The sequence below is a fragment of the Rhizobiaceae bacterium genome (genome assembly GCA_023953845.1).
Lineage (GTDB): Bacteria > Pseudomonadota > Alphaproteobacteria > Rhizobiales > Rhizobiaceae > Arvimicrobium.
In genome coordinates, this window is record JAMLJC010000001.1 from 686,431 (window position 1) to 708,350 (window position 21,920).

At 63.1% G+C, this 21,920-nt stretch carries 19 protein-coding genes and 1 pseudogene; 8 read left to right on the forward strand and 12 right to left on the reverse strand.

The genetic code is table 11. From position 1 onward, the window contains the following. The first annotated feature begins 64 nt into the window (after positions 1 to 64). Positions 65 to 379: a cytochrome c gene (locus tag M9955_03360; protein ID MCO5080681.1), complete on the forward strand. Its 315-nt coding sequence runs from the start codon at positions 65 to 67 to the stop codon at positions 377 to 379. Between the two features lie 28 nt (positions 380 to 407). Here M9955_03360 and M9955_03365 read toward each other — a convergent pair whose 3' ends face one another. Further along, positions 408 to 1,352, reverse strand: a complete 945-nt coding sequence (locus M9955_03365) for a winged helix-turn-helix transcriptional regulator (GenBank protein MCO5080682.1) — start codon at positions 1,350 to 1,352, stop codon at positions 408 to 410. A gap of 151 nt (positions 1,353 to 1,503) precedes the next feature. Between M9955_03365 and M9955_03370 the strand changes: the two genes are divergently transcribed. The 5 genes and pseudogenes from M9955_03370 (at position 1,504) to M9955_03390 (ending at position 6,792) form a co-directional block, all read left to right on the forward strand. Beyond that, positions 1,504 to 2,496 carry an ABC transporter substrate-binding protein gene (locus M9955_03370; protein ID MCO5080683.1) on the forward strand — a complete coding sequence of 331 codons (993 nt, stop codon included), beginning with the start codon at positions 1,504 to 1,506 and terminating at the stop codon, positions 2,494 to 2,496. Positions 2,497 to 2,532: 36 nt separating this feature from the next. Further along, on the forward strand, positions 2,533 to 3,627 hold the full coding sequence (locus tag M9955_03375; protein ID MCO5080684.1) for an ABC transporter permease: 1,095 nt from the start codon (positions 2,533 to 2,535) through the stop codon (positions 3,625 to 3,627). Further along, the gene (locus tag M9955_03380) at positions 3,624 to 4,382 is read left to right on the forward strand and encodes an ATP-binding cassette domain-containing protein (GenBank protein MCO5080685.1); all 759 of its coding nucleotides are present in this window, start codon (positions 3,624 to 3,626) and stop codon (positions 4,380 to 4,382) included. Before M9955_03375 ends, M9955_03380 begins: the two co-directional genes overlap by 4 nt. 44 nt (positions 4,383 to 4,426) lie before the next feature. Next, a complete protein-coding gene (locus tag M9955_03385) occupies positions 4,427 to 5,344 on the forward strand; it encodes a tagatose-bisphosphate aldolase (protein ID MCO5080686.1) in 918 nt (305 codons plus the stop codon). 16 nt (positions 5,345 to 5,360) lie between these two features. Continuing rightward, positions 5,361 to 6,792: pseudogene (locus M9955_03390) on the forward strand (ROK family protein). On the opposite strand, the gene M9955_03395 reads toward M9955_03390, so the two are convergent. Beyond that, the gene (locus M9955_03395) at positions 6,773 to 6,958 is read right to left on the reverse strand and encodes a hypothetical protein (protein MCO5080687.1); all 186 of its coding nucleotides are present in this window, start codon (positions 6,956 to 6,958) and stop codon (positions 6,773 to 6,775) included. The pseudogene M9955_03390 and the gene M9955_03395 overlap by 20 nt on opposite strands. Before the next feature lie 37 nt (positions 6,959 to 6,995). Between M9955_03395 and M9955_03400 the strand changes: the two genes are divergently transcribed. Continuing rightward, positions 6,996 to 7,793, forward strand: a complete 798-nt coding sequence (locus M9955_03400) for an inositol monophosphatase family protein (GenBank protein ID MCO5080688.1) — start codon at positions 6,996 to 6,998, stop codon at positions 7,791 to 7,793. Here M9955_03400 and M9955_03405 read toward each other — a convergent pair. The 10 genes from M9955_03405 to M9955_03450 form a co-directional block, all read right to left on the reverse strand. Then, positions 7,780 to 8,856 carry an ABC transporter ATP-binding protein gene (locus M9955_03405; GenBank protein ID MCO5080689.1) on the reverse strand — a complete coding sequence of 359 codons (1,077 nt, stop codon included), beginning with the start codon at positions 8,854 to 8,856 and terminating at the stop codon, positions 7,780 to 7,782. The two genes, M9955_03400 and M9955_03405, sit on opposite strands and share 14 nt — an antisense overlap. Then, positions 8,856 to 11,108 (reverse strand): iron ABC transporter permease, encoded by a 2,253-nt coding sequence (locus M9955_03410; protein ID MCO5080690.1) that lies wholly within the window; start codon positions 11,106 to 11,108, stop codon positions 8,856 to 8,858. Before M9955_03410 ends, M9955_03405 begins: the two co-directional genes overlap by 1 nt. 39 nt (positions 11,109 to 11,147) lie before the next feature. Continuing rightward, on the reverse strand, positions 11,148 to 12,173 hold the full coding sequence (locus tag M9955_03415) for an ABC transporter substrate-binding protein (GenBank protein MCO5080691.1): 1,026 nt from the start codon (positions 12,171 to 12,173) through the stop codon (positions 11,148 to 11,150). A 407-nt stretch (positions 12,174 to 12,580) separates the two neighbouring features. Further along, positions 12,581 to 13,501, reverse strand: coding sequence for an FAD:protein FMN transferase (locus tag M9955_03420; GenBank protein MCO5080692.1), 921 nt, complete (start codon positions 13,499 to 13,501; stop codon positions 12,581 to 12,583). Between the two features lie 3 nt (positions 13,502 to 13,504). Then, the gene (locus M9955_03425) at positions 13,505 to 14,074 is read right to left on the reverse strand and encodes a nitrous oxide reductase accessory protein NosL (GenBank protein ID MCO5080693.1); all 570 of its coding nucleotides are present in this window, start codon (positions 14,072 to 14,074) and stop codon (positions 13,505 to 13,507) included. Beyond that, the gene (locus M9955_03430; protein ID MCO5080694.1) at positions 14,074 to 14,895 is read right to left on the reverse strand and encodes an ABC transporter permease; all 822 of its coding nucleotides are present in this window, start codon (positions 14,893 to 14,895) and stop codon (positions 14,074 to 14,076) included. The genes M9955_03425 and M9955_03430 overlap by 1 nt, the downstream gene beginning before the upstream one ends. Then, the gene (locus M9955_03435; GenBank protein MCO5080695.1) at positions 14,892 to 15,791 is read right to left on the reverse strand and encodes an ABC transporter ATP-binding protein; all 900 of its coding nucleotides are present in this window, start codon (positions 15,789 to 15,791) and stop codon (positions 14,892 to 14,894) included. The genes M9955_03430 and M9955_03435 overlap by 4 nt, the downstream gene beginning before the upstream one ends. Further along, positions 15,757 to 17,085: a nitrous oxide reductase family maturation protein NosD gene (locus M9955_03440; protein ID MCO5080696.1), complete on the reverse strand. Its 1,329-nt coding sequence runs from the start codon at positions 17,083 to 17,085 to the stop codon at positions 15,757 to 15,759. The genes M9955_03435 and M9955_03440 overlap by 35 nt, the downstream gene beginning before the upstream one ends. Positions 17,086 to 17,087: 2 nt before the next feature. Then, positions 17,088 to 19,043, reverse strand: coding sequence for a TAT-dependent nitrous-oxide reductase (gene nosZ / locus M9955_03445; protein MCO5080697.1), 1,956 nt, complete (start codon positions 19,041 to 19,043; stop codon positions 17,088 to 17,090). An 18-nt stretch (positions 19,044 to 19,061) separates the two neighbouring features. Next, entirely contained in the window at positions 19,062 to 21,257 is a 2,196-nt protein-coding gene (locus M9955_03450) for a NosR/NirI family protein (GenBank protein ID MCO5080698.1), read from the reverse strand. Positions 21,258 to 21,636: 379 nt separating this feature from the next. Here M9955_03450 and M9955_03455 point away from each other — a divergent pair, with 379 nt between their 5' ends. Beyond that, positions 21,637 to 21,918 carry a DUF2249 domain-containing protein gene (locus M9955_03455; protein ID MCO5080699.1) on the forward strand — a complete coding sequence of 94 codons (282 nt, stop codon included), beginning with the start codon at positions 21,637 to 21,639 and terminating at the stop codon, positions 21,916 to 21,918. The last annotated feature ends 2 nt before the right edge of the window (positions 21,919 to 21,920 follow it).

A 21,920-nucleotide genomic window follows, 5' to 3' on the forward strand; every position in this document is an offset into this window, starting at 1 on the left:
GAAGTAAGGCTTATATTGCGAGCAATACCCGAAGCGTTAACCATTCTCGGCAAGGATTGCCGGCATGAAACGGCTTGCATCGGCATTTGCGGTTCTTGTCCTCTCCGCCTCGGCGTTCGCCGACGACATTGTCGAATTCGGTCGACAGATCGCCGAAACGAACTGCTCTGGCTGTCATGCCGTAAAAGCGACAGGGGCCAGCCCGCACAAGGATGCGCCACCATTTCGGGAGCTCTCATCCCGCTATCCCCTCGAGGCTCTGGAAGAAGCGTTTGCTGAAGGGATCGTCGTCGGGCATGCCGACATGCCGGTGTTCAGGCCCACTGAGGATCAGACCAAAGCACTGCTGGCATATCTGGAAACGATCCAGAGCAAGTAGCTGGCGTCGCTGGAGCACAGGGCGAATATCAAACCGGTGAACCGGCAGCGCGTTGCAACGGAGGCGACGATCGCAGGACGTCGAGCACGCGCATTGCCGTTCTGGTATCGGTGGCTAATGCGTTGATGAGGCCGCTGCGCGCCGCGCCTATGATGCTCACGGCTTTGAGCGGAGAGACGGCGACACCAATCAGAAGCGGCACACGCTTCAACTGTGCCGTGCTGATGGCAAGCAATTGGTCTTCCCGGTTCCAATGCACCATGCGTCCGCTTATGTCGAAATAGCGCAGCAGCACATCGCCAGCCGCATGGTCCAGCGCCGGATCGTCAGGAGTGATCGCCGCGCCGCCGCTGGTGCGGTCGCCGCCATGAGGCCGGCCGATACCGACCAGCGCAGTATCCACCCGCTCCCACAAACCGACGCTTCCGCTGATGGCAGGATCTCGCACCAGGGCGTGGCGCGCCTCGTCGCTCAACAGGTAGGGCGCATGGACGAAACGCGGATTGCCGCCGATCTGCGAGGCAGCGAGACGCGCGAACTCTCCAATCTGGAAATGCCTCGCCGCTTCGGGAATGCCGCCACTGAGAGGCATTGTCGTGGTGCCGGGCAGCGCCGGCAATCCGACCTGCAGAATTTCCCAGACAGTGCGCCCCCAGCCCAGGCCGAGCACCGTGCCGGGCCCGAGGCGCGCGTCTTTCAGCAGTCGCGCTACCGGCTCGGCCAGTGCTGCCATCGCACCCGATTCCGGCGCCGTGGGCGCGATCGCCACCTGCTTGAGCCGCAATTCATCGGCAAGCTGGCCAGCCAGCGAATGGGGCTCCACGAATTCCGCGATCTCGATACGGACGATGCCTTCTTCCCGCGCCCGGCGAATGAGGCGGGACACGGTGGCGGTCGAAAGGCCCATCTGCTGCGCGATATCGCGCTGGGACATGTCCTGCTCGTAGTGGAGACGCGCTACGGTGTGCAGCAGGGTTCGCGAATCTGTCGATTGGATATCCAAGGAATCCGCCTTGCAATTTGCTTCTGCAATTTGTTACACAGGTTTTGTCATTGGCCAAGCCGTTGGTCTGAGGACGGCTCGGGTCCGAATATATCTCGCACCATCGATCTGGGAGGATCTCATGCGCGCCACGTTTTCTCGCTGCTTCTCCGTTCTCGCTGCGGGCACGATCTGTGCCGTCGCAGCGTTTGGGTTTACGGCTTCCGCTCAGGATAAGAAGACCATCGCCCTCGTATACGGCATCAAGGGCGATGCATTCTACGTCACCATGGAAAAGGGCGCTCGCCAAAAGGCCGAGGAACTCGGTGTCGACTTCATCGCCGACGGCCCCTCGCAATGGAATCCTGCGCTGCAGACACCGATCGTCGACGCCATGATCGCGCGCAAGGTCGATGGCCTCGTCGCGGTGCCGAACGATCCGCAGGCGATGATCGCCGTGCTTCAGCGCGCCTCCGACGCTGGCATTCCCGTGGCGACGACCGACCAGTATATCGGCGACGGCGACTACGAGAAGGGCTCGGTGACGTTCCCGGTCAGCTACATCGCGTCCGACAATTTCGCAGGCGGCAAGCTGGCTTGCGATACCCTGATCAAGGACATGGGCGGCAAGGGCAAGCTGCTCGTGCTCGTCTCCACGGCGAACGTGCCTTCCGACACGGCCCGCCGCGACGGCTGCCTCGAGGCGGTCAACGCGACCAATGGCGGCGTCACCGCCTCCGTCGACTACACCCAGAGCAACGCCACTATCGCCACCACGCAGACCCAGGCGGCCCTGCAGAAGGACCCGGACATCGGCGCCATCTTCGGCGGCAATCTGTTCAGCGCGCAAGGCGCTGCGGCTGCCGTCAAGACAGCCAATCTCGCCGGCACGGTCAAGATCGCGAGCTTCGACGCGCCTGAACAGGCCATCGATGATCTCCGCGCCAAAACCATCGACATGGTAATCGCGCAGCAGCCGGCGTTGATCGGCGCGCTGGCCGTGCAGGCCGTGGTCGACGCACTCGACGGCAAGACCGACAAGATCGAGCGCAAGGTGGCCACGCCGTTCGTCGTCATCACACGCGACAACGTCGATACTCCGGAAGCGCAGGCGGCGATCTACAAGAGCAACTGATCCCGCTGATCGATCCCGGAGGTTGGACGAGGAACCATGCCCAAGCTCGCGAGCCGTGAAGGCGTCGAATCCCCGACGCCGATGCGCCGTGCAGGAGATCGGGGCCTGATCCTGCTCGGTCAGGTGTGGGCCTGGCTGTTCCTCGTCATTCTCGTCGCGTTCTTCTCGATCACGACGCCGCATTTCTTCGATCTCTTCAACTTCCAGTCGATGGGCGCGAATGCGGCCGTGATGCTGGTGCTGGCGCTTGGCCAGACCTTCGTCATCATAACCGGCGGCATAGACCTGTCTGTCGGCTATGTGATGGGCCTCGCGACCATCGTCATCTCGATGACGATGCAGGCATTGGTCGGCTATCCCTTCCCCGTTGTGGTATTGGCCGGCCTTCTGGCTGGTCTCAGCGTCGGCGTCGCCGCGGGGTTGATCAATGGAGCTATCATCGCAAAGCTGCAGGTGCCGCCCTTCATCGCTACACTCGGCACGCTGGGCATCGCGCAGGGACTTGCCTATGTTCTTTCCGGCGGCCCGCCGGTGAGCATTCCCCTGCCCGGCCTCGGAACGCTCGGCAACGGCTACCTGTTCTACTATCACGCGACCTATGGCTTCTCCATGTTCGCGGTCCCTGAAGGCGTGACCGGGCCGGAGATCCGCAATGTCAGAGGCTTCATACCGTTCCAGATCCTCTACGCCGGCATCTTCACCGCTTTTTTGGCATGGCTGCTCGCGTCGACCCGCTTCGGACGCCACGTCTACGCCATAGGCGGCAGCGCCAAGGCTGCCTTGCGCGCCGGCATTCCGGTGCAGCGCAACCTCTTCAAGGTCTACGTGCTCTCCTCCGTGATGGCCTCGCTGGCGGGCTTCATGTACGTCCTGCGCTATACAGGCGGCGTCGCCAATTCAGGTGACGCGATGATGCTGTCGTCGATCGCCGCCATCGTTATCGGCGGCGCTTCCCTGCTCGGCGGCGAGGGACGCATACTCGGCACCCTGGTCGGCGCGATGATCATTGCGGTGATCCAGAACGGCCTGGTCCTGCTCGGCATCGATCCGTTCTGGCAATATGCAGCCGTCGGTGTCGTCATCATCCTGGCGGTGCTGGCGGATCAGGCGAAATTCAGGATCAGGCGATGACCACCGAGGCCCGATCCGTGTCCCCGCTCCTGCGTTGCCGCGGCGTGACGAAACGCTTCGGTGGCCTCACTGCCGTCGATGCGGTCGACTTCGACCTCCCTGCCGGCGAAGTCGTCGCGCTGGTCGGCGACAACGGCGCAGGCAAGTCGACGCTCGTCCAGCTCATTTCCGGCGTGTTCCCGTACGACGAAGGTTCGATAGAGGTGGATGGCGAGGCGATGCAGTTCCGCACGCCTGCGGATGCACGTGCGGCAGGCATCGAGACCATCTACCAGGACCTCGCCCTTTGCGATAATCTGAGTGCGGCTGACAACATCTTCCTTGGACGCGAGATCGTAACGCGCCGTCTGGGCGTGTTCCCGGGCGTCGACAACCGGACAATGCGCGAGCGTGCGAAGACAGTGCTGGACGAGCTGCACATCCGCATTCCGGATCTCGACGCGCCAGTGCGGCAGTTGTCAGGTGGCCAGCGTCAGGCCGTCGCGATTTCACGTGCCGTCTACTGGCAGGCGCGGCTGATGATCATGGACGAGCCTACGGCGGCGCTCGGCGTACCGGAGCAGCGCAAGGTGATGGCGCTAATCCAGATGCTGAAAGGCCGTGGTGTTCCGGTCATCCTCATCAGCCACAACATGCAGGACGTGTTCGAAATCGCGGATCGCATTTTCGTGATGCGGCGCGGCAGGAATGTCGGTGATTTTCGCGTCGGTGACGTCAAGCCGAGCGATGTCGTCAATCTGATGATCGGTAGCTGACCGCCCCCCCAGCGGACGCCGACGAAGCAACATTGGAAAACAACATGACAAGTAAAATGACCACCGCGGAACGGCGCGGATACCAGCAGATCACCGGCGCGGATGGGTTGATGATGGTAATCGCCTGCGACCAGCGCGGCGGCATGCGCACCCTTCTGTCCGACGATCCCGCGGTGCGTGCCGGCATCAGCGATGCCGATCTCGGCAGCGTAAAGGCCGGCATCGTCCGTTATCTCGCGAATCATGCGAGTTCCGTCCTTCTCGATCCCACCTGCGCAGTGCCGGGCATTGTGGACGACGGTGTCCTGGCACGGGACGTGGCGCTGATCATTGGCCTCGATGCGTCCGGCTATGATGTCGATGCGAAGGGTTATCGCCAGTCGCGCCTGGCCAAGGGCATCGGCGCGCGACAGGTACGTGAACTGGGCGGAACCGCCGGCAAGATCATGGTCTATTTGCGTCCGGACCAGACAGGCGCGGACGACCACAACATCGGTATCCTTCGCCACTGCATTGAGGATTTTGCTCGCGAGGACATGCTGCTTGTGGTCGAGTTCCTGACCTACGAGCTCGAAGGCGAAACAAAGGAAGAATACAAGGCGAAGGTGCCGGCTCTGGTCGAAGCCGGCACGCGCATTTCGCTTGATTGCGGTGCGAAGGTCCTGAAACTGCCCTATCCCGGAACGGCCCAGGCTTGCGCCAATGTTTCCGCCATGGCGGGAAACGTGCCGTGGGCGGTGCTGTCGGCGGGCATCGACCACGCCACCTTCCTCGGACAGATAGAGACCGCCATGCAGAACGGTGCCTCGGGCGTGATCGCCGGCCGGGCGCTCTGGAAGGATTGTATCTCGCTCGATCGCGACGTGACACGCGAGCGCCTCACCACCATGGCGCTGCCCCGCTTGCGCGAAATACAGGCTCTTATTGGCCGATATGGCGCGCCGCTGGCGAAAGCGTCCTGAAACGCACCGGCAGATCATGAGCATCAGCGAGGCGATAGGAGTCGATATCGGCGGAACCAACCTGCGCGTCGCACGGGTATCCGCATCCGGCACAATCCTGGAGGCCCGTTCCGAGCGCATCAGCCGCGATCCACGGACGGTGCTCGATCGCATCCTGACACTTGCGACGGCATTGTCGACGGCGAGAGTGAAAGGCGTCGGGGTTGGCGTGCCCGGTCGCGTCGACAGCGCGGCGCGCCGTGTACTTTCCGGCGGGTTTCTGGATCTGGCCGGCGTCAACCTCGTCGAACGACTTGAAGATATGGCCGGAAAGTCCGTCATGCTGGACTCCGACTGCAATATGGCCCTCGTCGCCGAGATGCGGGCCGGCGCGGCGATGGGCCGTCAGCACGTGGTCATGCTGACGATCGGCACTGGTATCGGCGGCGCCATCGCGCTTGACGGAAGGATATTGCGCGGTCGCGCCAGCGGCGGCCAACTCGGCCATCTCACTGTGGTTCACGACGGCCTTCCGTGTAATTGCGGACGCAAGGGATGCGTCGAGACGACGAGTTCAGGCACTGCGCTCGGCCGGCTGATCGCAGAAGCGTTGCTGCCGGCCAGCACACGGATCGAGGCGCTGCTTGAGGCTATGGCTACGGACGAGGTTGCGAGATGCGTGGTCACCGCATGGGCCGCGCCGTTGCGCGACGCGATCGACAGTCTGGTCGCGACGATCGACCCCGAACTGGTGGTGCTCGGCGGCGGGCTGGGGCAGGCCGCATGCCGCGCCGTCGCCGGGACCCCGGCAAGGTCTCCCTGGTATCAATGCCCCGTCGAACCTGCCATGCTGGGGGACGATGCCGGCGTGATAGGCGCCGCGCTCGCCGCCCTGGATTGAGGTTTCGATGAAGCGTGCCGTTCTGGTCAATGGCGTCCCCGCCAGCGGCAAAAGCACCGTCGCCCGCTCCATCGCATATCGCTTCGGCTGGCCTCTTTTCAGCCTCGATGCGGTGAAGGAGCCGTTCTTCGAGCATATCGGGGTCGGCGACCGCGAATACAATCGGAAGCTCGGCCGGGCAAGCTACGCGGCGATCTTCAACGTCATCGCGGAGTGTCCTGACGACATCAGCGTGGTGATCGACGCCTGGTTCGGATTCCAGTCGGCGGAGATCCTGGTCGCGCACCTGAAACGCGCGGGATTGGACGAGATTCTGGAAATATGGTGCCACGCAGCACCCGAAGAGATCGCCGCCCGCTACAGAAGGCGCGTGGAGACCCGCGCTCCAGGTCATCCCGGATTGGAATATGTTCCTGAACTCATCGAGCTGGCCGCGCGTGCCCATCCTCTCGACCTGTTCCCGCGGCTGGATGTGGAGACTTCGAGCCCGGCAGACGATACGGCAATCGCCGACTGGATCGAGAGGCAATGGCCGATCATCCCGAGGGTCAATAGCCAAAGTGGATGACTGGCGGCGGATCGAACACCGCATCCTGCATCTCGCGATAACTATGGTACGCCTTCAAGAACTTGTTCTCACGCAGCCTCAGCCCCTGACAATCCTTCACCGTCGATGCTTGGCCGCCTAAAGAATGATAAACGGGCAAAGGAGTCGTCGCGGAGGTCTCCGCCATCCACTTCGATCCGCCCAACGGAGATTGAGGAATCCTGATGCAAGACGAAATCTCTGGCAGGCTATCCCTCGCCCTCGATATGGTCCGCGCCGCAGGCCTGGAAGGGTTGCGCTATTTCAGGGATCTTGGCAGCCTCACGATCGAGAGCAAGGGACATCAGGATATGGTGTCGGAGGCGGATCGGAACGTCGAGCTTTTCATCCGCGAAGCAATAGCTTCCAGCTATCCCGACGATGGCGTCGTCGGAGAGGAGCATGCCGCCACTCCAAGCCGTTCGGGCTATACGTGGGTGCTCGATCCAATTGACGGCACCGCCAACTTCGTGAGCGGAATCCAGTCGTGGACCGTCGTCATAGCCATTGTTCGCGATGGCGTAGCGGAGGCTGGCGTGATCCACGAGCCATGTTCGGGCGAGACATTCCACGGGCTCCGCGGCGGGGGCGCCTTCCTGAACGGTGCACTGATGCATGTCAGCCGTAGCGACAGCCTGTCCCGGGGCTCGCTGGGCGTTGGCTTCTCGAACAGGCGCGAGGCGCATAACGTGGTCAAGCTCATCGATCGGTTGCTGGGCGAGGGCGGTGTTTTCTTCAGGAATGCATCGGGCGCTCTGATGCTGGCTTACGTGGCATCCGGCCGCCTGCTCGGCTATGTCGAGGAACATATGAACGCCTGGGATTGCCTCGCGGGACTTCTCCTCGTCGAAGAGGCCGGCGGTCGCGTGGTCGCGCCGGATCCGGACACGGTCCTGGATCGGGGCACGGTCGTCGTGGCCGCCGCGCCCGGCGTTTTCGACGCCGTGAAGGCCTTGGCGGATCGCGCTTTCAAGCCGGAATGAGGACTGGGCCGCGATCAGGGAACCCGATGCCGATCGCATCGCCCTCGGCGAACGGGCCGTCGACATCGCGGGAGACGACGAACACGTTGCCGGCAGCGGTCTCGACGGCAAACTCGAGGTGACGTCCGACATAGGTCACCTTGCGGATGGTTCCCGGAACGGTGTTGGGCGTGTCGGGTCTCTGGAGGATAAGCCTGTCAGGCCGGACGGCGAGCTTGGCCGGACCCGGTGACAGGCCTCGCGCCGGGAGGGTCAATGCCGCCGGCCCGACCTTCGCCGAAGCTTTTCCGTCGCTGATCGAGAGCACTTCGCAATCGAAGAGGTTTGCCTCTCCGACGAAATCGGCAACGAACGCATTGGCAGGCCAATCGTAGAGATCGCGGGGCGTGCCCTCCTGCGCGATCCTGGCATTGCTCATGACGACGATCCGGTCCGATACCGCCAATGCCTCTTCCTGGTCATGCGTCACATAGACCACCGTCAGGCCGAGCTTCTGCTGGATGTCACGGATTTCGCCACGGACATGACGGCGCAGCTTCGCATCCAGGTTCGACAGAGGCTCGTCGAACAGGAGAACCTGTGGCTCCAGCACGAGCGCACGGGCAACGGCGACGCGCTGTTGCTGCCCCCCGGAGAGTTGGCTCGGAAGGCGGTCATCGAAGCCGGAAAGACCGACCAGTTCGAGGCCCGCCCGTGCCTTCTCGGAGGCCTTGTCCTTGCGCAGCCCCGAGAATTTCAGCCCGTATTCGACATTCTCCCGCACCGTCATGTGGGGGAAGAGCGCATAGGATTGAAACACCATGGAGACATCGCGATCCGTGGCTGGAAGCAGTGTGACGTCCTCGCCGCCGATCAGGATCCGCCCATCGGTCGGCAACTCGAGCCCGGCGATCATGCGCAGCGTCGTCGTCTTCCCGCAGCCGGACGGTCCGAGAAGGGTGACGAGTGTTCCGGCCTCTATGTTCAACGAAACGTCGTCCACTGCCGGCGACTTGCTGCGTCCGTAGACCTTGGTGACGTTCCGGAACTCCACCGAAGCGGCATTCGAACGTATCTCGATCATCATCCGCCTCCGGCAAGAACGGGTTGTCCGCGGCCGGACGGATGCACGTTGGTGCGCGACTGGGAGAGATCGCCCGCCATCCGCCGCCCGATGTCGCGCCGGCCCACCGCGAGTTGCATCATACCGATGACGGCAAGCATGACGACGATGAGCACGGTCGAGTAGGCGATCGCGATGCCGTACTCGTTGTTCTCGACACGACCGACGATATAGCTGGTCGACATGTCGTAGCGCGCGCTCACCAGGAAGATGATGGCGCTGATCGCCGTCATCGCCCTGACGAAGGAATAGACCAGGGCCGCGAGGATCGCCGGCCGCAGAAGCGGAAGGATGATCTTGCGAAAGGTGTGCCAGGAACTGGCCCCGAGCGTCAGCGAGGATTCGTCAAGGCTGCGATCGATCTGCGACATGGAGGCCACTCCCGCGCGCACGCCGACCGGCATGTTCCTGAAGATGAAGGAAAGCACCAGGATGATGCCTGTGCCCGTCAGCTCTATTGGCGGAACGTTGAACGCGATGACATAGGACACGCCGATGATCGTGCCCGGGATGGCAAAGGACAGCATGGTGCCGAACTCGAACGTTCTCTTGCCCGCGAAGTCCTGCCGTACAAGCAGATATGCCGTCAGCAATCCGATGGCGGCGGTGAGCGGCGCCGAGATCAGGGCGATCTGCAGCGTCGTCCAGAAAGATGACCATGCCGATCCGCGCCAGTGGATACCGAATTCGTTCCAGCCGACGGAAAACGCCGTCATGTAGTGCCGGACGGTCAGGGAGAAATCGACTCCCCACAAGGTGACGAAGCTGCCGTAGAAGATTGTCGCGTAGATGAAGATGGTGAACAGCGCCCAGATCAGGGCGACGGCGATGACGAGACGGCTCAGCGCAAGGGGCAGTGCGGCATGCACGCCTGCGTCGCCCTTGCCCGAAACGGTCGTGTAGGAGCGATCGCCAAGCCAGACGCGTTGGGCATAGAACGCGGCCAGCGTGAAGAAGAGCAGCACGATGGCGAGAATAGCGGCCTGCGCCTGGTCGTATTGCGCGCCGACGATCGCGAAGAAGATCTCCGTGGAGAGCACGTCGAAATTGCCGCCGAGCACCAGCGGATTGCCAAAATCCGCCAGAGATTCGATGAAGCCCAGCAGGAAGGCGTTGGCCAGGCCCGGCCGCATCAGCGGCAGCGATACGGTGAGGAATGTCTGCCAGCGGTTGGCGCGGAGCGTTTGCGCGGCTTCCTCCATGGACGGGCTTATGCCTTCGACCACCCCGATCAGGACCAGAAACGCGATCGGCGTGAAAGCCAGCCCCTGGGCGATGAGCAACCCTGGCATGCCGTAGACCCACCGTGTCGGCTGAATGCCGAAAACGGACGAGAATGCCTGCGTGGCGATGCCGGACAGCCCGAAGATGAGAATGATCGCAAGCCCGATGACGAAGGGCGGCGTTATGATCGGCAGGACTGTCAATACGCGCAGCAGACGGCGGTAGCGAAAGCCGGTACGCGTGGCGACGAGCGCGAAGACCAGGCCAAGCGCCGTTGTCAGGACTCCGACGATGACAGCCAGCGCGAGCGAGTTCCACGCAACGCCGCAGCGCGGACCGCCGCTCAGGCAGCCGAGTCCCCATAGCCGTTCACTCAACAGCTTTCCGAGGAATACCTCGAATGAGTAAAAGCCCTCCTGGGTCACGAACGCGCTCGCGAGCATCTGTAGTATAGGCATGAAGATGAACACGCCGACCACGGCCACCACGAAACCGATCGCGCCGACGACGAACTCATCGCCTCCGACGGCGCCCTTCGCGGCGAGGCCGAGGGTCAGCAGGAAAAGGAGCGAGAAGGCGACCAGCATCGCACCCCAGCCCATGCCGAACTGCCGGTCGTCGAGTTCCCCGAAAAGGGTGTTGGCCCATTGCCAGGACCACCCTCTCACGCCGATTCCGAAGCCCTGAAGAGCGAACCAAGCAAGTCCGCCGGCTCCTATGGCGATCAGAATGCTGCCGAAGGCGGGATCCTGCTTGCCCCGGCCGAGCAGCAATATCGGTGCGATCAGCACAAGACCGATCGGTGCGAGCCAGAGCTTTTGTCCCTGAAGATTCAGGAACAGAGCCGGCGCCACATCCTTATCCAGAGGATAGCCGTCAAACAGCCAGGAGAAGGTGAAGAAATTGTCGTTGATGCCGTACCAGGGGAGAAGCGCATAGCCCAGCAATCCGACCGCCATCCACATGGCGGCGGTCGGATAGAGCCACAACGGTTTCGCGCCGCTCCTTCGCACGTCACAGAGCCGGCGTTATTGCGGCAGGGTCGAGACCTCGTCGTCCCACTTCTTCAGCAGGCGCTTCCGCTCATCGCTCGAACCATACTTCTTGAAGTCGTAGTCGATCAGCTTGATGGTCGACAGGTCCGGCGTGAGCGGCGAAACTTCGGCTGATTTGTTCGAAGGAAGCTGGAACGATTTCACGTCCTTGGCTTTCGACTGCATTTCCGCGCTCAGCGCCCAGTCGTAGAACTGCTTGGCCTCGTCCTCGTTCCGCGCGCCCTTGATGATGGACATGGAGCCGATCTCGTAGCCGGTGCCCTCACAGGGAGCGACAGTCACGACGGGGAAGCCGGCGGCGGTCTGTGCGACCGCATCATGCATGAAGACAATGCCGATCGTCGTCTCTCCGAGACCGGCCGCCTTGATCGGCGCCGATCCCGACTTGGTATACTGGTTGATGTTCTTGTGCAGCGCCTTCAGATATTCAAAGCCCTGCTCCTCGCCCATCAATTGAACCATGGTCGCGAGCATCGTGTAGGCGGTGCCGGAAGAATTCGGATTGGCCATCTGGATCTGGCCCTTGTATTCCGGTTTGGCAAGATCCGCCCAGCACTTCGGCTCGGCCAGTCCATTCTTGGCCAGCAGATCCTTGTTGTATCCGAACCCGAGCGCACCCGAATATACGCCGACGGTCCTGTTGCCGGATGCCTCCGCCTGCTTGATCGCCCAGTCATGCAACTCGCCGCGCATCGGGGATTCGTAGACCTCGGTGAGCCCTTCCTCGGCCGCCTGAAGATGCGGATCGCCAGTGCCTCCCCACCAGACGTCGCCCTTGGGGTTGGCGGCTTCCGCCCGCACCTGCGCGTATGTCTCGCCGGAACTCTTGCGCGTCATGTCCACGGTGATACCGGTCTTCTCTTCAAAGCCCGTCTTGATCTGCTGGCACCAGGCCTCATCCGCGGCGCAGTAAAGCGTCAGGCTTGCTGCCGAGGCGCCCGAGGCCGCGAGCATTGTGGCCGCAGACAGAATCGCGACGTGAATCGAAAATCTTGCCATGATGGTTCCTCCCAATTCTCTGCCGTCGTCATTGTCCGCGGCAAAACGAAAATTGGGGCAAGAACTGCCGCCTGACAACCGAAGAAATGATTTGCCGTCAAAATAATATCCGTCGCTGGTGGGGCGGAGGGCTGACCTGCTCTGGGCAGAATCTTGATGTTCGCTGCCGTTCCGTCTCCAACGTCACACAATAGCAATGAGCATCCAGCGTTTGCTGACAATGAGCCACAATTTAGCCCGGCGTATGAGGCGCGTCCTGTCGACAGGCCAGAAGTCCCTCAGGATTAGAGGGGCAGGCGCGACCTCAAAAATAGGAATTTCCGAAATTCCACAGCGATGGAATAGCAGATCATACGCGAGATCGCGTTTGATATTTCAGGGGTTTTCTGCTCATCCGCACAGGTTTCCTAAGCCCGCCGTGAAATGCCCTCGATGCGTGAACCGTGGAACTGCATCGTTATATGATCGATAGTCTTTCGGTCGGGCATCAGGCATGCAGCCGTGGATAGCGCATCGGCGACCGCCGCGGACGGCGCGGTCATCGAGATCGATCGCCAGACCGAGCGCGCCGGCCGTCCCGTCAGTGGATCGAGGATGTGCCCGTCATGGCCGGCCTGGTCGAAAGTCGTGCCCAGCGGCGAGGATGTCGCGAGCGCACGCTGTCGCAAGCCGAGGCTGGCGCCTGCTTCCAGCCGCATGGGCCAGTCCCCGCCTTCCGGCCGGCCGCCCATGGCGCGGAATTCGCCGGTGTCGATCAGGATGTCGTCCAGCCCTTCGGCCTCCAGCAGCGCCGCGACCCGGTCGGCGACATAGCCCTGCCCGATGCCGTTCAGGGTCAGCGCCATGCCCGGCTGCAGCGTGATCGCTGCAGGATCAACGCCGACCTTGTGGAGGCCGACATAGCGGCGGGCGTGCTCGATTGCAGTGTCCGACGGCCTCTTTCCCGCTGCCGCCGCCTCCGCCCAGAGTGCCCAGAGCGGCTGTACCGTCGGATCGAAAAGCCCGCCGCTCGCATTGTGGACGGAGGCGGCCGTCGACAGGCATTCGAGCAGTTCGAACGGAGGCGCTTCCAGCCGGCCCTCGCGATTCAGCCGGGCCAGCGCGCTGACCGCCCGATAAAGGCTGAGGATGTTCTCCAGCCGGTCGATCTCGGCAAAGACGCGGGCGGCGATCGCCTCGGCATCTGGATGGTCGAGCCGTATGGAGGCGCGCGCGCCGAGGGCCTGTCCGGTCCACAGCCGGGCCGCTGGCCCGGCATGGAGTCTTCCGGCGAGCGGCGATATCGCCATGGCGGCGGAAATGGCGATCAGGCGGCGACGGGTGAGCATGGTTCAGCCTCCGACGGAATTCGGCAAGGCGCGAAGACGGCCTTTGTAGTCATCGTCCTGTTCGTGAGTCGGCCCGTGTTCCACCGGCGTCAGGACCATGTCGTCCGTGATCGAGGACAATTTCAGCACCTCTCCGCCTTCGGTTCGGGCGAAGGCCTCGGCCCCGGCCGAGTTCTCGAAGGGCACCGTCTCCGGTGCGCCCATCCCGCCTTCGCGGACGGAGCCGACCACGAAGAATGCCTTCTCCGCGTCGATCCAGTTGCCGTCACCGGGCTGTTCCCAGGTCGCGCCGGGAGCGCCCATATCGTTGACGTAGATCGCGAGGATCGGTGCGACCTGCTCCGGCGCGCGCGCATAGGCGATCGCATCGCGCACCTGGCTGAAGAAAAGCGGCGCCATGCCCTTCAGGTGGACCTGCGCCTTCGGGCCGGGATGTTCGAGCAGGTTCATCTGACAGTAATGGCCCAATGTCTCCGCCGTCATGTCCTGCGGGGCGATGTCCTGCGCGACTTCCTGCTTGCAGGCGCTCGCGATCAACAGGAAGGCCAGAAACACGAGCCTTGTCGACGTCATCATGGGGTCACCTTTCTGAACGCAGCCCAGGCCATGGCCAGCACGACGACCGGCCAGAGCAGGATCGACGCGGCGGATTGCCAGAGCGGTATCGCGTCGGCCGCGCCGCCGATGCCGCCGGCCACCGAGACCGCTTCGGCGGCCGAGAGGTTGAAGATGCGGAAAGCATCCGCGGGATTGGACAGCAGAGCGATCGGCAGGATGCGGGTGGTCAGCGGGCCGCCCGCATCCGAGACGATGAGCGCCAGAAGCGCAAGGTCGAACAGGACGACGACCGCCAGCCAGAGGCCGATGGCGAGCCCCGCCGCGCTTGACGTCCGCCGGGTCAGGGCCGAGAGCGCGTAGCCTGCGCCGAGGAACGTCGCACCGAGCAGCACAGACGACCAGACCAGTCGCCACAAGGATGGCAGACCGGCCAGCGCGTCCCGATCGACGACGATCGCCGCGATGCCGGCCACGCCGTAACCCAGACCGGTTGCAAGGCCGAGGATCGCGACATGGGCGAGGAGCTTGCCGAGCAGGATCTGCAGCCGCGAGACGGGATAGGTCAGGACCAGCGGCAGCGTCCCTCTTTCGACCTCGCCCGCCACCGCGTCGAAGCTCATGAGCAAGGCCAGCAGCGGCACGAGATAGACCGAAAGGGAAGTCAGAGAGGCGACGATCACGGAAAGCCGGTCGACACCGACATCGCCGGTGGGGGCCGCGCCCGCCGCAGCCAGCACGAGCGCGAACAGGGCCATCATCGCGGTGGCGATGGCGACCCAGCGGTTCCGGAACGCGATGCGGAACTCGCAGAGGACGGTGGCGAGCACACGCTTCATTGCCCGGCTCTCCTGCTGAAATGGGAATAGATGTCTTCGAGGCTCGGCGGGACGACATCCAGATCGGCGACCTGTCCGTCGAGCGCGGCGATGCGCGACAGGAGCGGCAGCTTCTGCGCCTGCTCGCAGGCCAGCCTCAGCCGGCCGTCATCGGTACGGATTGCTTCTGGAAGGGCAATTGCCAGCGCCGCCTCGTTCCCGGCGGCCGGAGTGACCAGCATGCCGACGGGCAGGGCCGCCCTGCCCCTCAGTTCGGGCAGGCTGCCCTCCGCCACCAGTTTTCCCTTCGAAAGGATCAAAATCCTGTCGGTGCGGGCCTCGACCTCGGTCAGGACGTGGGACGAGAGCAATATGGCGGCCCCGTCTGCCGCCAGCCCATCGAGAAGATCGTAGAAATCGCGGCGCGAGACCGGATCGAGGCCGGATGTCGGCTCGTCCAGCACTAGCAGCCGCGGCTTGCCGATCAACGTCTGGGCCAGGCCGACACGCTGGCGCATTCCCTTGGAATAGCCGCCGATCCGGCGGCGCGCGGCATGAGCCAGCCCTACCCTCTCCAGGAGATCCATCGCCTGTTTCGGGCTCTCGCCGCGCAGCGACAGATAATAGCGGATCTGCTCTTCCCCCGTCAGCGACGGATGGAACGACGCGTTCTCCGGCAGGTAGGCCACCTGCGTGCGCGCCTCGGCCGAACCCGGCGCCGCGCCGCAGACGGTCACGGAACCGCTGTCGAAGGGGATAAGGCCGAGGATCATCTTCATCATCGTCGATTTGCCCGCGCCGTTGTGGCCGAGCAGGGCGACGCGCTTGCCGCGCTCAAGCGTCAGCGAGACATCCTTGAGTGCCTCGACCGACTGAAAGCGCTTAGTGAGCCGCGAGATTTCCAGCGTCGAATTCATCAATGTTTCCTTGGGCCCATCGTCCCTGGACCTGGCTCTCAAAGGCCTGCGCTTCCGCGCTGACCGGAATGGAAAGGGGCCGCATCAAGGGGGAGGAATCGCGTACGCCGCCCGGCAGCGTGGCCGGAAAACTCTGCTGGCTCCAGCGGACCAGTTGCACGGCCGGGGAGCCTGTCAGAAGCGCTGCCGCAGGCTGCGACCACAGGATCTGGTCCATCAGATCGTTCGGGCGGTAGAAGCTGTCGGCAAGGCCGTCGCCGTTCAGGTCGTAGGCCGGATGATCAGACCAGAAATTGCCGCGCCCCTTATGACTCCACTCCATGTGGCGGGTGCCGACATATTTCACCTGCTCCCGATTGCCGATGAAGGCGTTGCCGGTGAGCACGTTCTTCTCGGAACCGGCCGTGAAATGGATGCCGATCCCGCACCCTTCGAAACGGTTCTCCCAGATCAGGTTCTTGTGCGCGTTGTATATGAAGAGGCATTTCTTCGTGCCGCCGCGCACCAGATTCCCCGTCACATCCGCGTTGTTGGCATAGTTCAGCATCAGCCCGTGCTCGCGGTCGCCGAGGCTGAGGTTGTTCAGGATCTTCGCGCGGTCGGAGAACATGATGGCAAAGCCGAGATGGTTGCCGATCGATATGTTCTGCGACACCTCGGTGTTGCGGGTGTACATGAAGTGCACGGCAAAGCGCAGGTCGCGCATCATGTTGCCGCGATAGATGCTGTTGGAACTGGCGTTGGAGAAGATGCCGTCGCGGCCGTAGCGGATCGAGTTCCCCTCGAGCAGCGTCCCCGGGCTGTTCCAGACATAGATGCCGTTGCCGCGTTCGTTCATATGAAGGTTCTGCGTGCCGACGATCTCGTTGCCGACGACCTGCGCATCGCGGCCGCCATGCACATCGATGCCATGCATGTTTCCGGTGACCAGCAGCCCTTTCACCCGTGCGCGGTCCGCCCCCTTCTCGATCTTCACGCCGGCGTCGAGATCCTGGTTCACCTGTCCCGATCCGGTGACGGTGAAGCCCGACAACGTAATGTCCGGCGCTTCCAGCGTGATGACGCTGCCCTTCCCGCCGCCGTCAACAACGGCGCCGCGCGGCCCGACGACGGTCAGCGGACGGTCGATCGTGACGGGACCTTCATAGGTCCCGTCGGTCAGCTTGAGCACGTCGCCGGGTGCGGCCCCGGCGACGGCGAGAGCAAGGCTGCCCACTCCCGGCGCGACCTCCCGCTCGGCCGCGGCCAGCGGCGCGGCGGACAGCAGGCCGATAAGAAGGACAGCCAGGCGCATGGTCAGGCGGCCTTCGGCTCGACGAACATGCGGCCGCGCATCTCCATGTGGAGCGCATGGCAGAACCACTGGCAGTAGTACCAGTAGACGCCGGGGTTCGCCGCGACGAACGTCACGGAGGCGGTCTGCTGCGGCCCGATCTCCATCGCCACGCCATGGTTGCCCATGGTGAAGCCGTGGGTCAGGTCGTCGATTTCGTCGAGATTGGTGACGATCACCGTCACCTCGTCGCCCTCCTTCACGGTGAAGCTCTCGACGCTGAACGCCGGCGCGACGGAGGTCATGTAGACGCGGACCTTGTTGCCGTCGCGGACCACCTCGTCGGTCCATTCATCGATGTTGACGCCATCGGCCTCGGCCTGCTTGCGGGTCTCGGCCCACATCGGATCGCTGCGGTCCCAGACGGACTTGATGTTGGGCAGGATCGAGGGATGCACGGCGATCGCGTCATGCGGCTCGGCGAAGTTCGAGCCGTCATGCACCAGCACCATCTTGTCGCCGGAAATGTCGATGAGCTGGTCGTTCTCCGGCTTCAGCGGCCCCACATTCAGGAAGCGGTCCTTCGAGAACTTGCAGAGGCAGACAAGCCAGTTATTGGCTGCGTCCAGCGTCTCGCCCATCACCGTCTTCAGGTGGCCGGGTTGGTAGTGGACATCCAGCTTGTCCTTGATCGGATCGATCTTCTCGCCGGCATAGGCCTTGATCGCGTCCTCGATGTTCCACTTGACGACCTGGCTGTCGAGGAAGAGCGATGTGTAGGCGTTACCGCGCCCGTCGAAGGCGGTGTGCAACGGGCCGAGGCCCAGTTGCGGCTCCGCCACCACGGCGCTGCGCGGTTCGGCATTGTCATTGAACAGCGCATCGAACTTCGTCACGTCCAGCACGGTCACGGTCGGCGACAGCTTGCCGCCGATGCACAGGTGCTTCTTGTCAGGCGCCATGTTGCATCCATGCGGGTTGTTGGCGATCGGGATGTAGCGGGTGAACTGCGACTTTGCCTCCTTGCGCCCATCCAGCACCTTGACGCCGTTGATCTCCTCATACTGCCCCGCGGCGATGGCCTTCTCGATCTCGGCGATGTTGAAGACGACGATATGGTCCATCTCGGACTTGGTCATCTCCTCCAGCGTCATGCCCATTTCCGAGTTGTAGCTGGTCGAGAAGGCCCACTTGCCCTCGTAGTCGGCGTCACAATTGTCGAGGTTGCCCGAGACCTGCACCTGCCAGGCCACATCCCACTTGTCGGCATCGATCGCGGTGAAGATGTTCACGTAGGTCGAGACGTCCTGCATGGTCGAACCGTCATTGTTCAACGGAGCTTCGTCCTCGCCGTTGCAGAAGACGTAGTTGGTGCGCGGCCACTTTTGTGGACGCATGCCGTGGATGCCCTTGGCGTTCGGGATCTCGAGGATCGCGTCCGTCTTCATGACGTCGCAGCGCACCCGCGCCACGCGGGTGTTCGCCTTGTCGTTCATGAACAGGTAGCGCCCGTCATACTTGCCTTCGGTGAAGGACATGTGGACATGGTGCAGGTCGCCATTGTCATGGATATGCTTGCCGTTGGCGGCGAGCTGCTTCTTCGTCTTCTCCGTCATCGTCCGCTGGTGGATGCGGATCGATTCATTGGTCTGGCCCCAGCCGGAAGCCGAGCACCGGTTGAAGACCGGAACACGCATCAGCTCGCGCATCGAGGGAATGCCGAGGATGCGCATCTCGCCGGTCTGGCCCGAGGACCAGAAGCCGTAATAGTCGTCAAGCTGCCCCGGCGCGACCGTACCGTCTGCGCCTGCCGCATGGGCCTTTCCGGCGCCTGCCGCGGAGATTCCCGCGGCGCCGAGCCCGATCGCGGCAGAGCCCATCACAGCCCGGCCTCCGAAGGCGCCGGCCAGCGCCGTACTCGATGCCGTCGCGCCGAGCAGCGCGCGGCGAGTAACTCCGTTGTTCCTGTCTGATTCCATGGCGAGACTCCTTTTTGGTCAGGTCGTGGGTTGATCGGTTTGAACTGCGCTCCTGGCGGCTGGGACCATCCCCAGCGTCGGCGTGCTTGCCGCCAGCTTTGCCCGTGCTTTCATCTTCTTGATCACCACCGGGCATGTGGTCTGCGACTGGTAGAGCACCTGGCAATGCAGGCAGTTGATGCACTCGTTGGGGTTGATCTCACCGGTCGGGTGGATCGACTGCACGGGGCACTGATGCGCGCAGGTCTGGCAGGGGTGGCCGCACTCATGGTAGCGCTTGAGCCAATCGAACATCCTGAGCCGCGCCGGGATCGCCAGTGCCGCGCCCAGCGGGCAGAGATAGCGGCAGTAGAAGCGTTCCACGAAAAGACCGGCGATCAGCACCGCCGCGGCATAGGCCACGAAAGGCCAGGCCCGCACGAACTTCAGGATGATGGCGGTCTTGAAGGGCTCCACTTCCGCCAGATGCTCGGCATGCTCGACGCTGATCAGCGAGACGCCGAACAGGCCGAGGAAGATCATGTACTTGATCGGCCAGAGCCGCTCGTGCAGGCCCCATGGCAAGGTCCATTGCGGGACTCTCAGCTTGCGGGCGATCTGGTTGGTCAGCTCCTGCAGGGCGCCGAACGGGCACAGCCAGCCGCAATAGGCGCCACGACCCCAGAACAGGAGGGCTGCGGCGAGCGAGAACCACAGGATGAAGGTCAGCGGGTCGAGCAGGAAGGCCTGCCAGCTGAAGCCGTTCACGAGGCTGCCGAACAGCGCCATGATGTTGACGACCGAGAGCTGGGCGTTGGCGTACCATCCGAGGAACACCAGCGTCACCACGAGGAAGCCCATGCGGAAGGCATAGAACAGGCGCTCGTTCCTGACCGCGAAGGTCTGGAAGAAGAACACTCCCGTCAGCACCGTCAGCATCGCGCCGAGCACGGCTATCTTCAGCTTCGAATCTGTCCAGATGCGCTTCCAAAGGTCCGCCTGCGCAGCGCCTTCGCTGCGATCCGCGACGGTCGCCACCTCCGATGCCGGGGCGGCGGCAGGGCGCGCGATGGCGCGCAGGTATTTCTGCGGCAACTGGTAGCCGAGGTCGAAGGTGTGGAAGAGCTTCTCGATCGGCCCCACTTCCCGCTGCACGAGAAGCTGGATGCGAAACGGCTTGGCCGGATCGAACCCGACGCCGGCGGGGATGCGGAACAGATCCTTCTCGGGGAAATCCGGCGCGCCTGCCGCGGCTATCGTGGAAAGGCGGCGATGGTCGCGGTCGCGGAAGCGCACCGAGACGTCGTCCTGGATCAAAACGATCCTGTCGAAGATGCCGCCGCGCACATAGCCCGATCCCTTGAAGGAATAGAGACCCCGCCCCATCAGCGCGACAGCGTTCTCGCCTTCCTTCAGCCAGGTCTTCAGGTTCGCCGCCTCGGCGGGACCGAGCAGCCCCTCAGCCACCGGCGGCGCGGAAACGAGCGCCGCCTGCAAGTCGATGAAGACGGTTCCGGGCGGCTCCGTCAAAGCGCGCTCGCGCGCCCTGGCATCTGCATTGGCCGCGAAGGCGGTATTGACCTGCCCGACGTCCAGGGACAGCCTTCTCACCGTGCCGTCGCCTTCGGCCTCGAGCCAGTCCGCTGGCGCTGCCGCAGCGGGATCGATCTCGAATTGCGGTCCGGCGTCGGCCTGCTCGGCCGACAGTCCGCCCAGACCGAGCGCACGGGCGACCTTGAGACCCGACCTGACGATCGAATCGTCGATCACCATGACCGTCACGGTAGCGCCCGAGATGATATCGACCTCGTGGGCGGTGCCGCCGGATTTCGCCTCAGCGATGAGGTCGAGGCCGGAATAGCCTTCGACGAGCGCCTTGATCTTGGCCTCCGGGATGCCGATCAGCACGATCGGCTCGGAATGTTTCACCAGCCGCACGCCGACGATCCTGGCATTCTTGTCGACGGCCACGAGAGAATGGATCGGCTTGCCGGAATAGCCCGTCGTCCCGACGAAATCGGAGGTGATGAACGCCCAGGCAACCGTCTCGCCGCCCTTAAGGACGGGCGCGACGGCAAGATCGCTGCGGATCGGCCCGAAGACATCGGCTCCGGGAACGAGCTCCGACGCGACCTCGGCCGGCAGGTATTCCTGCAGCACCGTAGCCGCCAAGGCGTTGCCGGCCAGCAGGCCCAGCATCGCGCAAAAAAGAAGAAGGAGACGGAGAATTTTCATTCCATGATGTTTCGGCGTTTCATGGCCGGAACATTGGACTGCGGCTCCAAAATGTTATTTGCGCCAAGACAAACAGCGCAGCGCTTTGCATGCGGCAAAATGTACGCAAGCAGCGGCGATCAATATCGATCCATGGCCGTTCAAAGCTTGTGGAAGCGAGCCGCCATCCGCCTCCGGTGCAGTCACATCGGGACGTGCCTCCAGACCGCTATCAGCAAGTCTTCCGACGATTCTCCAAACGACAACCAACGTGGTCCGCGGAAGCAGTTCCTCTCACAAGTTTGCGCTTTAGCAAAGACGCTCTGTCAATCAGGTTGAATCATACCTAGCACCTCCTGAAATATCCTGCCTTGGCGGGCAAAAGAGGCTTTGATTTCTGATGACTGATACAAAAGCCGCGAGGCCGGCTATCGATGTGCGCACTATCCCGCCTTTCGAACGACATCCGAAAATCTTCGGCATTCTGAAGACGCTCAACGCGGACGAGTCCTTTGTGGTCATCAGCGACCACGATCCCAGACCGCTGCACTACCAGATAGAAACCAACTATCCTGATCTCTTTGCATGGGAGTATCTCGAGCAGGGGCCGAAAGTCTGGCGCGTCCGGATTGCCCGGGAAGCATCATCGGGTTGTGGATGCGGTTGCGGATCGCAGCCATGACA

Coding starts and splice junctions, on each gene's coding strand:
- M9955_03385 (MCO5080686.1), top strand. CDS start 4,427: ATGACAAGTAAAATGACCACCGCGGAACGGCGCGGATACCAGCAGATC.
- M9955_03430 (MCO5080694.1), bottom strand. CDS start 14,895: ATGAAGCGTGTGCTCGCCACCGTCCTCTGCGAGTTCCGCATCGCGTTC.
- M9955_03420 (MCO5080692.1), bottom strand. CDS start 13,501: ATGCTCACCCGTCGCCGCCTGATCGCCATTTCCGCCGCCATGGCGATA.
- M9955_03380 (MCO5080685.1), top strand. CDS start 3,624: ATGACCACCGAGGCCCGATCCGTGTCCCCGCTCCTGCGTTGCCGCGGC.
- nosZ (MCO5080697.1), bottom strand. CDS start 19,043: ATGGAATCAGACAGGAACAACGGAGTTACTCGCCGCGCGCTGCTCGGC.
- M9955_03375 (MCO5080684.1), top strand. CDS start 2,533: ATGCCCAAGCTCGCGAGCCGTGAAGGCGTCGAATCCCCGACGCCGATG.
- M9955_03415 (MCO5080691.1), bottom strand. CDS start 12,173: ATGGCAAGATTTTCGATTCACGTCGCGATTCTGTCTGCGGCCACAATG.
- M9955_03405 (MCO5080689.1), bottom strand. CDS start 8,856: ATGATCGAGATACGTTCGAATGCCGCTTCGGTGGAGTTCCGGAACGTC.
- M9955_03425 (MCO5080693.1), bottom strand. CDS start 14,074: ATGACGTCGACAAGGCTCGTGTTTCTGGCCTTCCTGTTGATCGCGAGC.
- M9955_03455 (MCO5080699.1), top strand. CDS start 21,637: ATGACTGATACAAAAGCCGCGAGGCCGGCTATCGATGTGCGCACTATC.
- M9955_03435 (MCO5080695.1), bottom strand. CDS start 15,791: ATGAATTCGACGCTGGAAATCTCGCGGCTCACTAAGCGCTTTCAGTCG.
- M9955_03370 (MCO5080683.1), top strand. CDS start 1,504: ATGCGCGCCACGTTTTCTCGCTGCTTCTCCGTTCTCGCTGCGGGCACG.
- M9955_03360 (MCO5080681.1), top strand. CDS start 65: ATGAAACGGCTTGCATCGGCATTTGCGGTTCTTGTCCTCTCCGCCTCG.
- M9955_03395 (MCO5080687.1), bottom strand. CDS start 6,958: ATGGCGGAGACCTCCGCGACGACTCCTTTGCCCGTTTATCATTCTTTA.
- M9955_03450 (MCO5080698.1), bottom strand. CDS start 21,257: ATGAAAATTCTCCGTCTCCTTCTTCTTTTTTGCGCGATGCTGGGCCTG.
- M9955_03440 (MCO5080696.1), bottom strand. CDS start 17,085: ATGCGCCTGGCTGTCCTTCTTATCGGCCTGCTGTCCGCCGCGCCGCTG.
- M9955_03400 (MCO5080688.1), top strand. CDS start 6,996: ATGCAAGACGAAATCTCTGGCAGGCTATCCCTCGCCCTCGATATGGTC.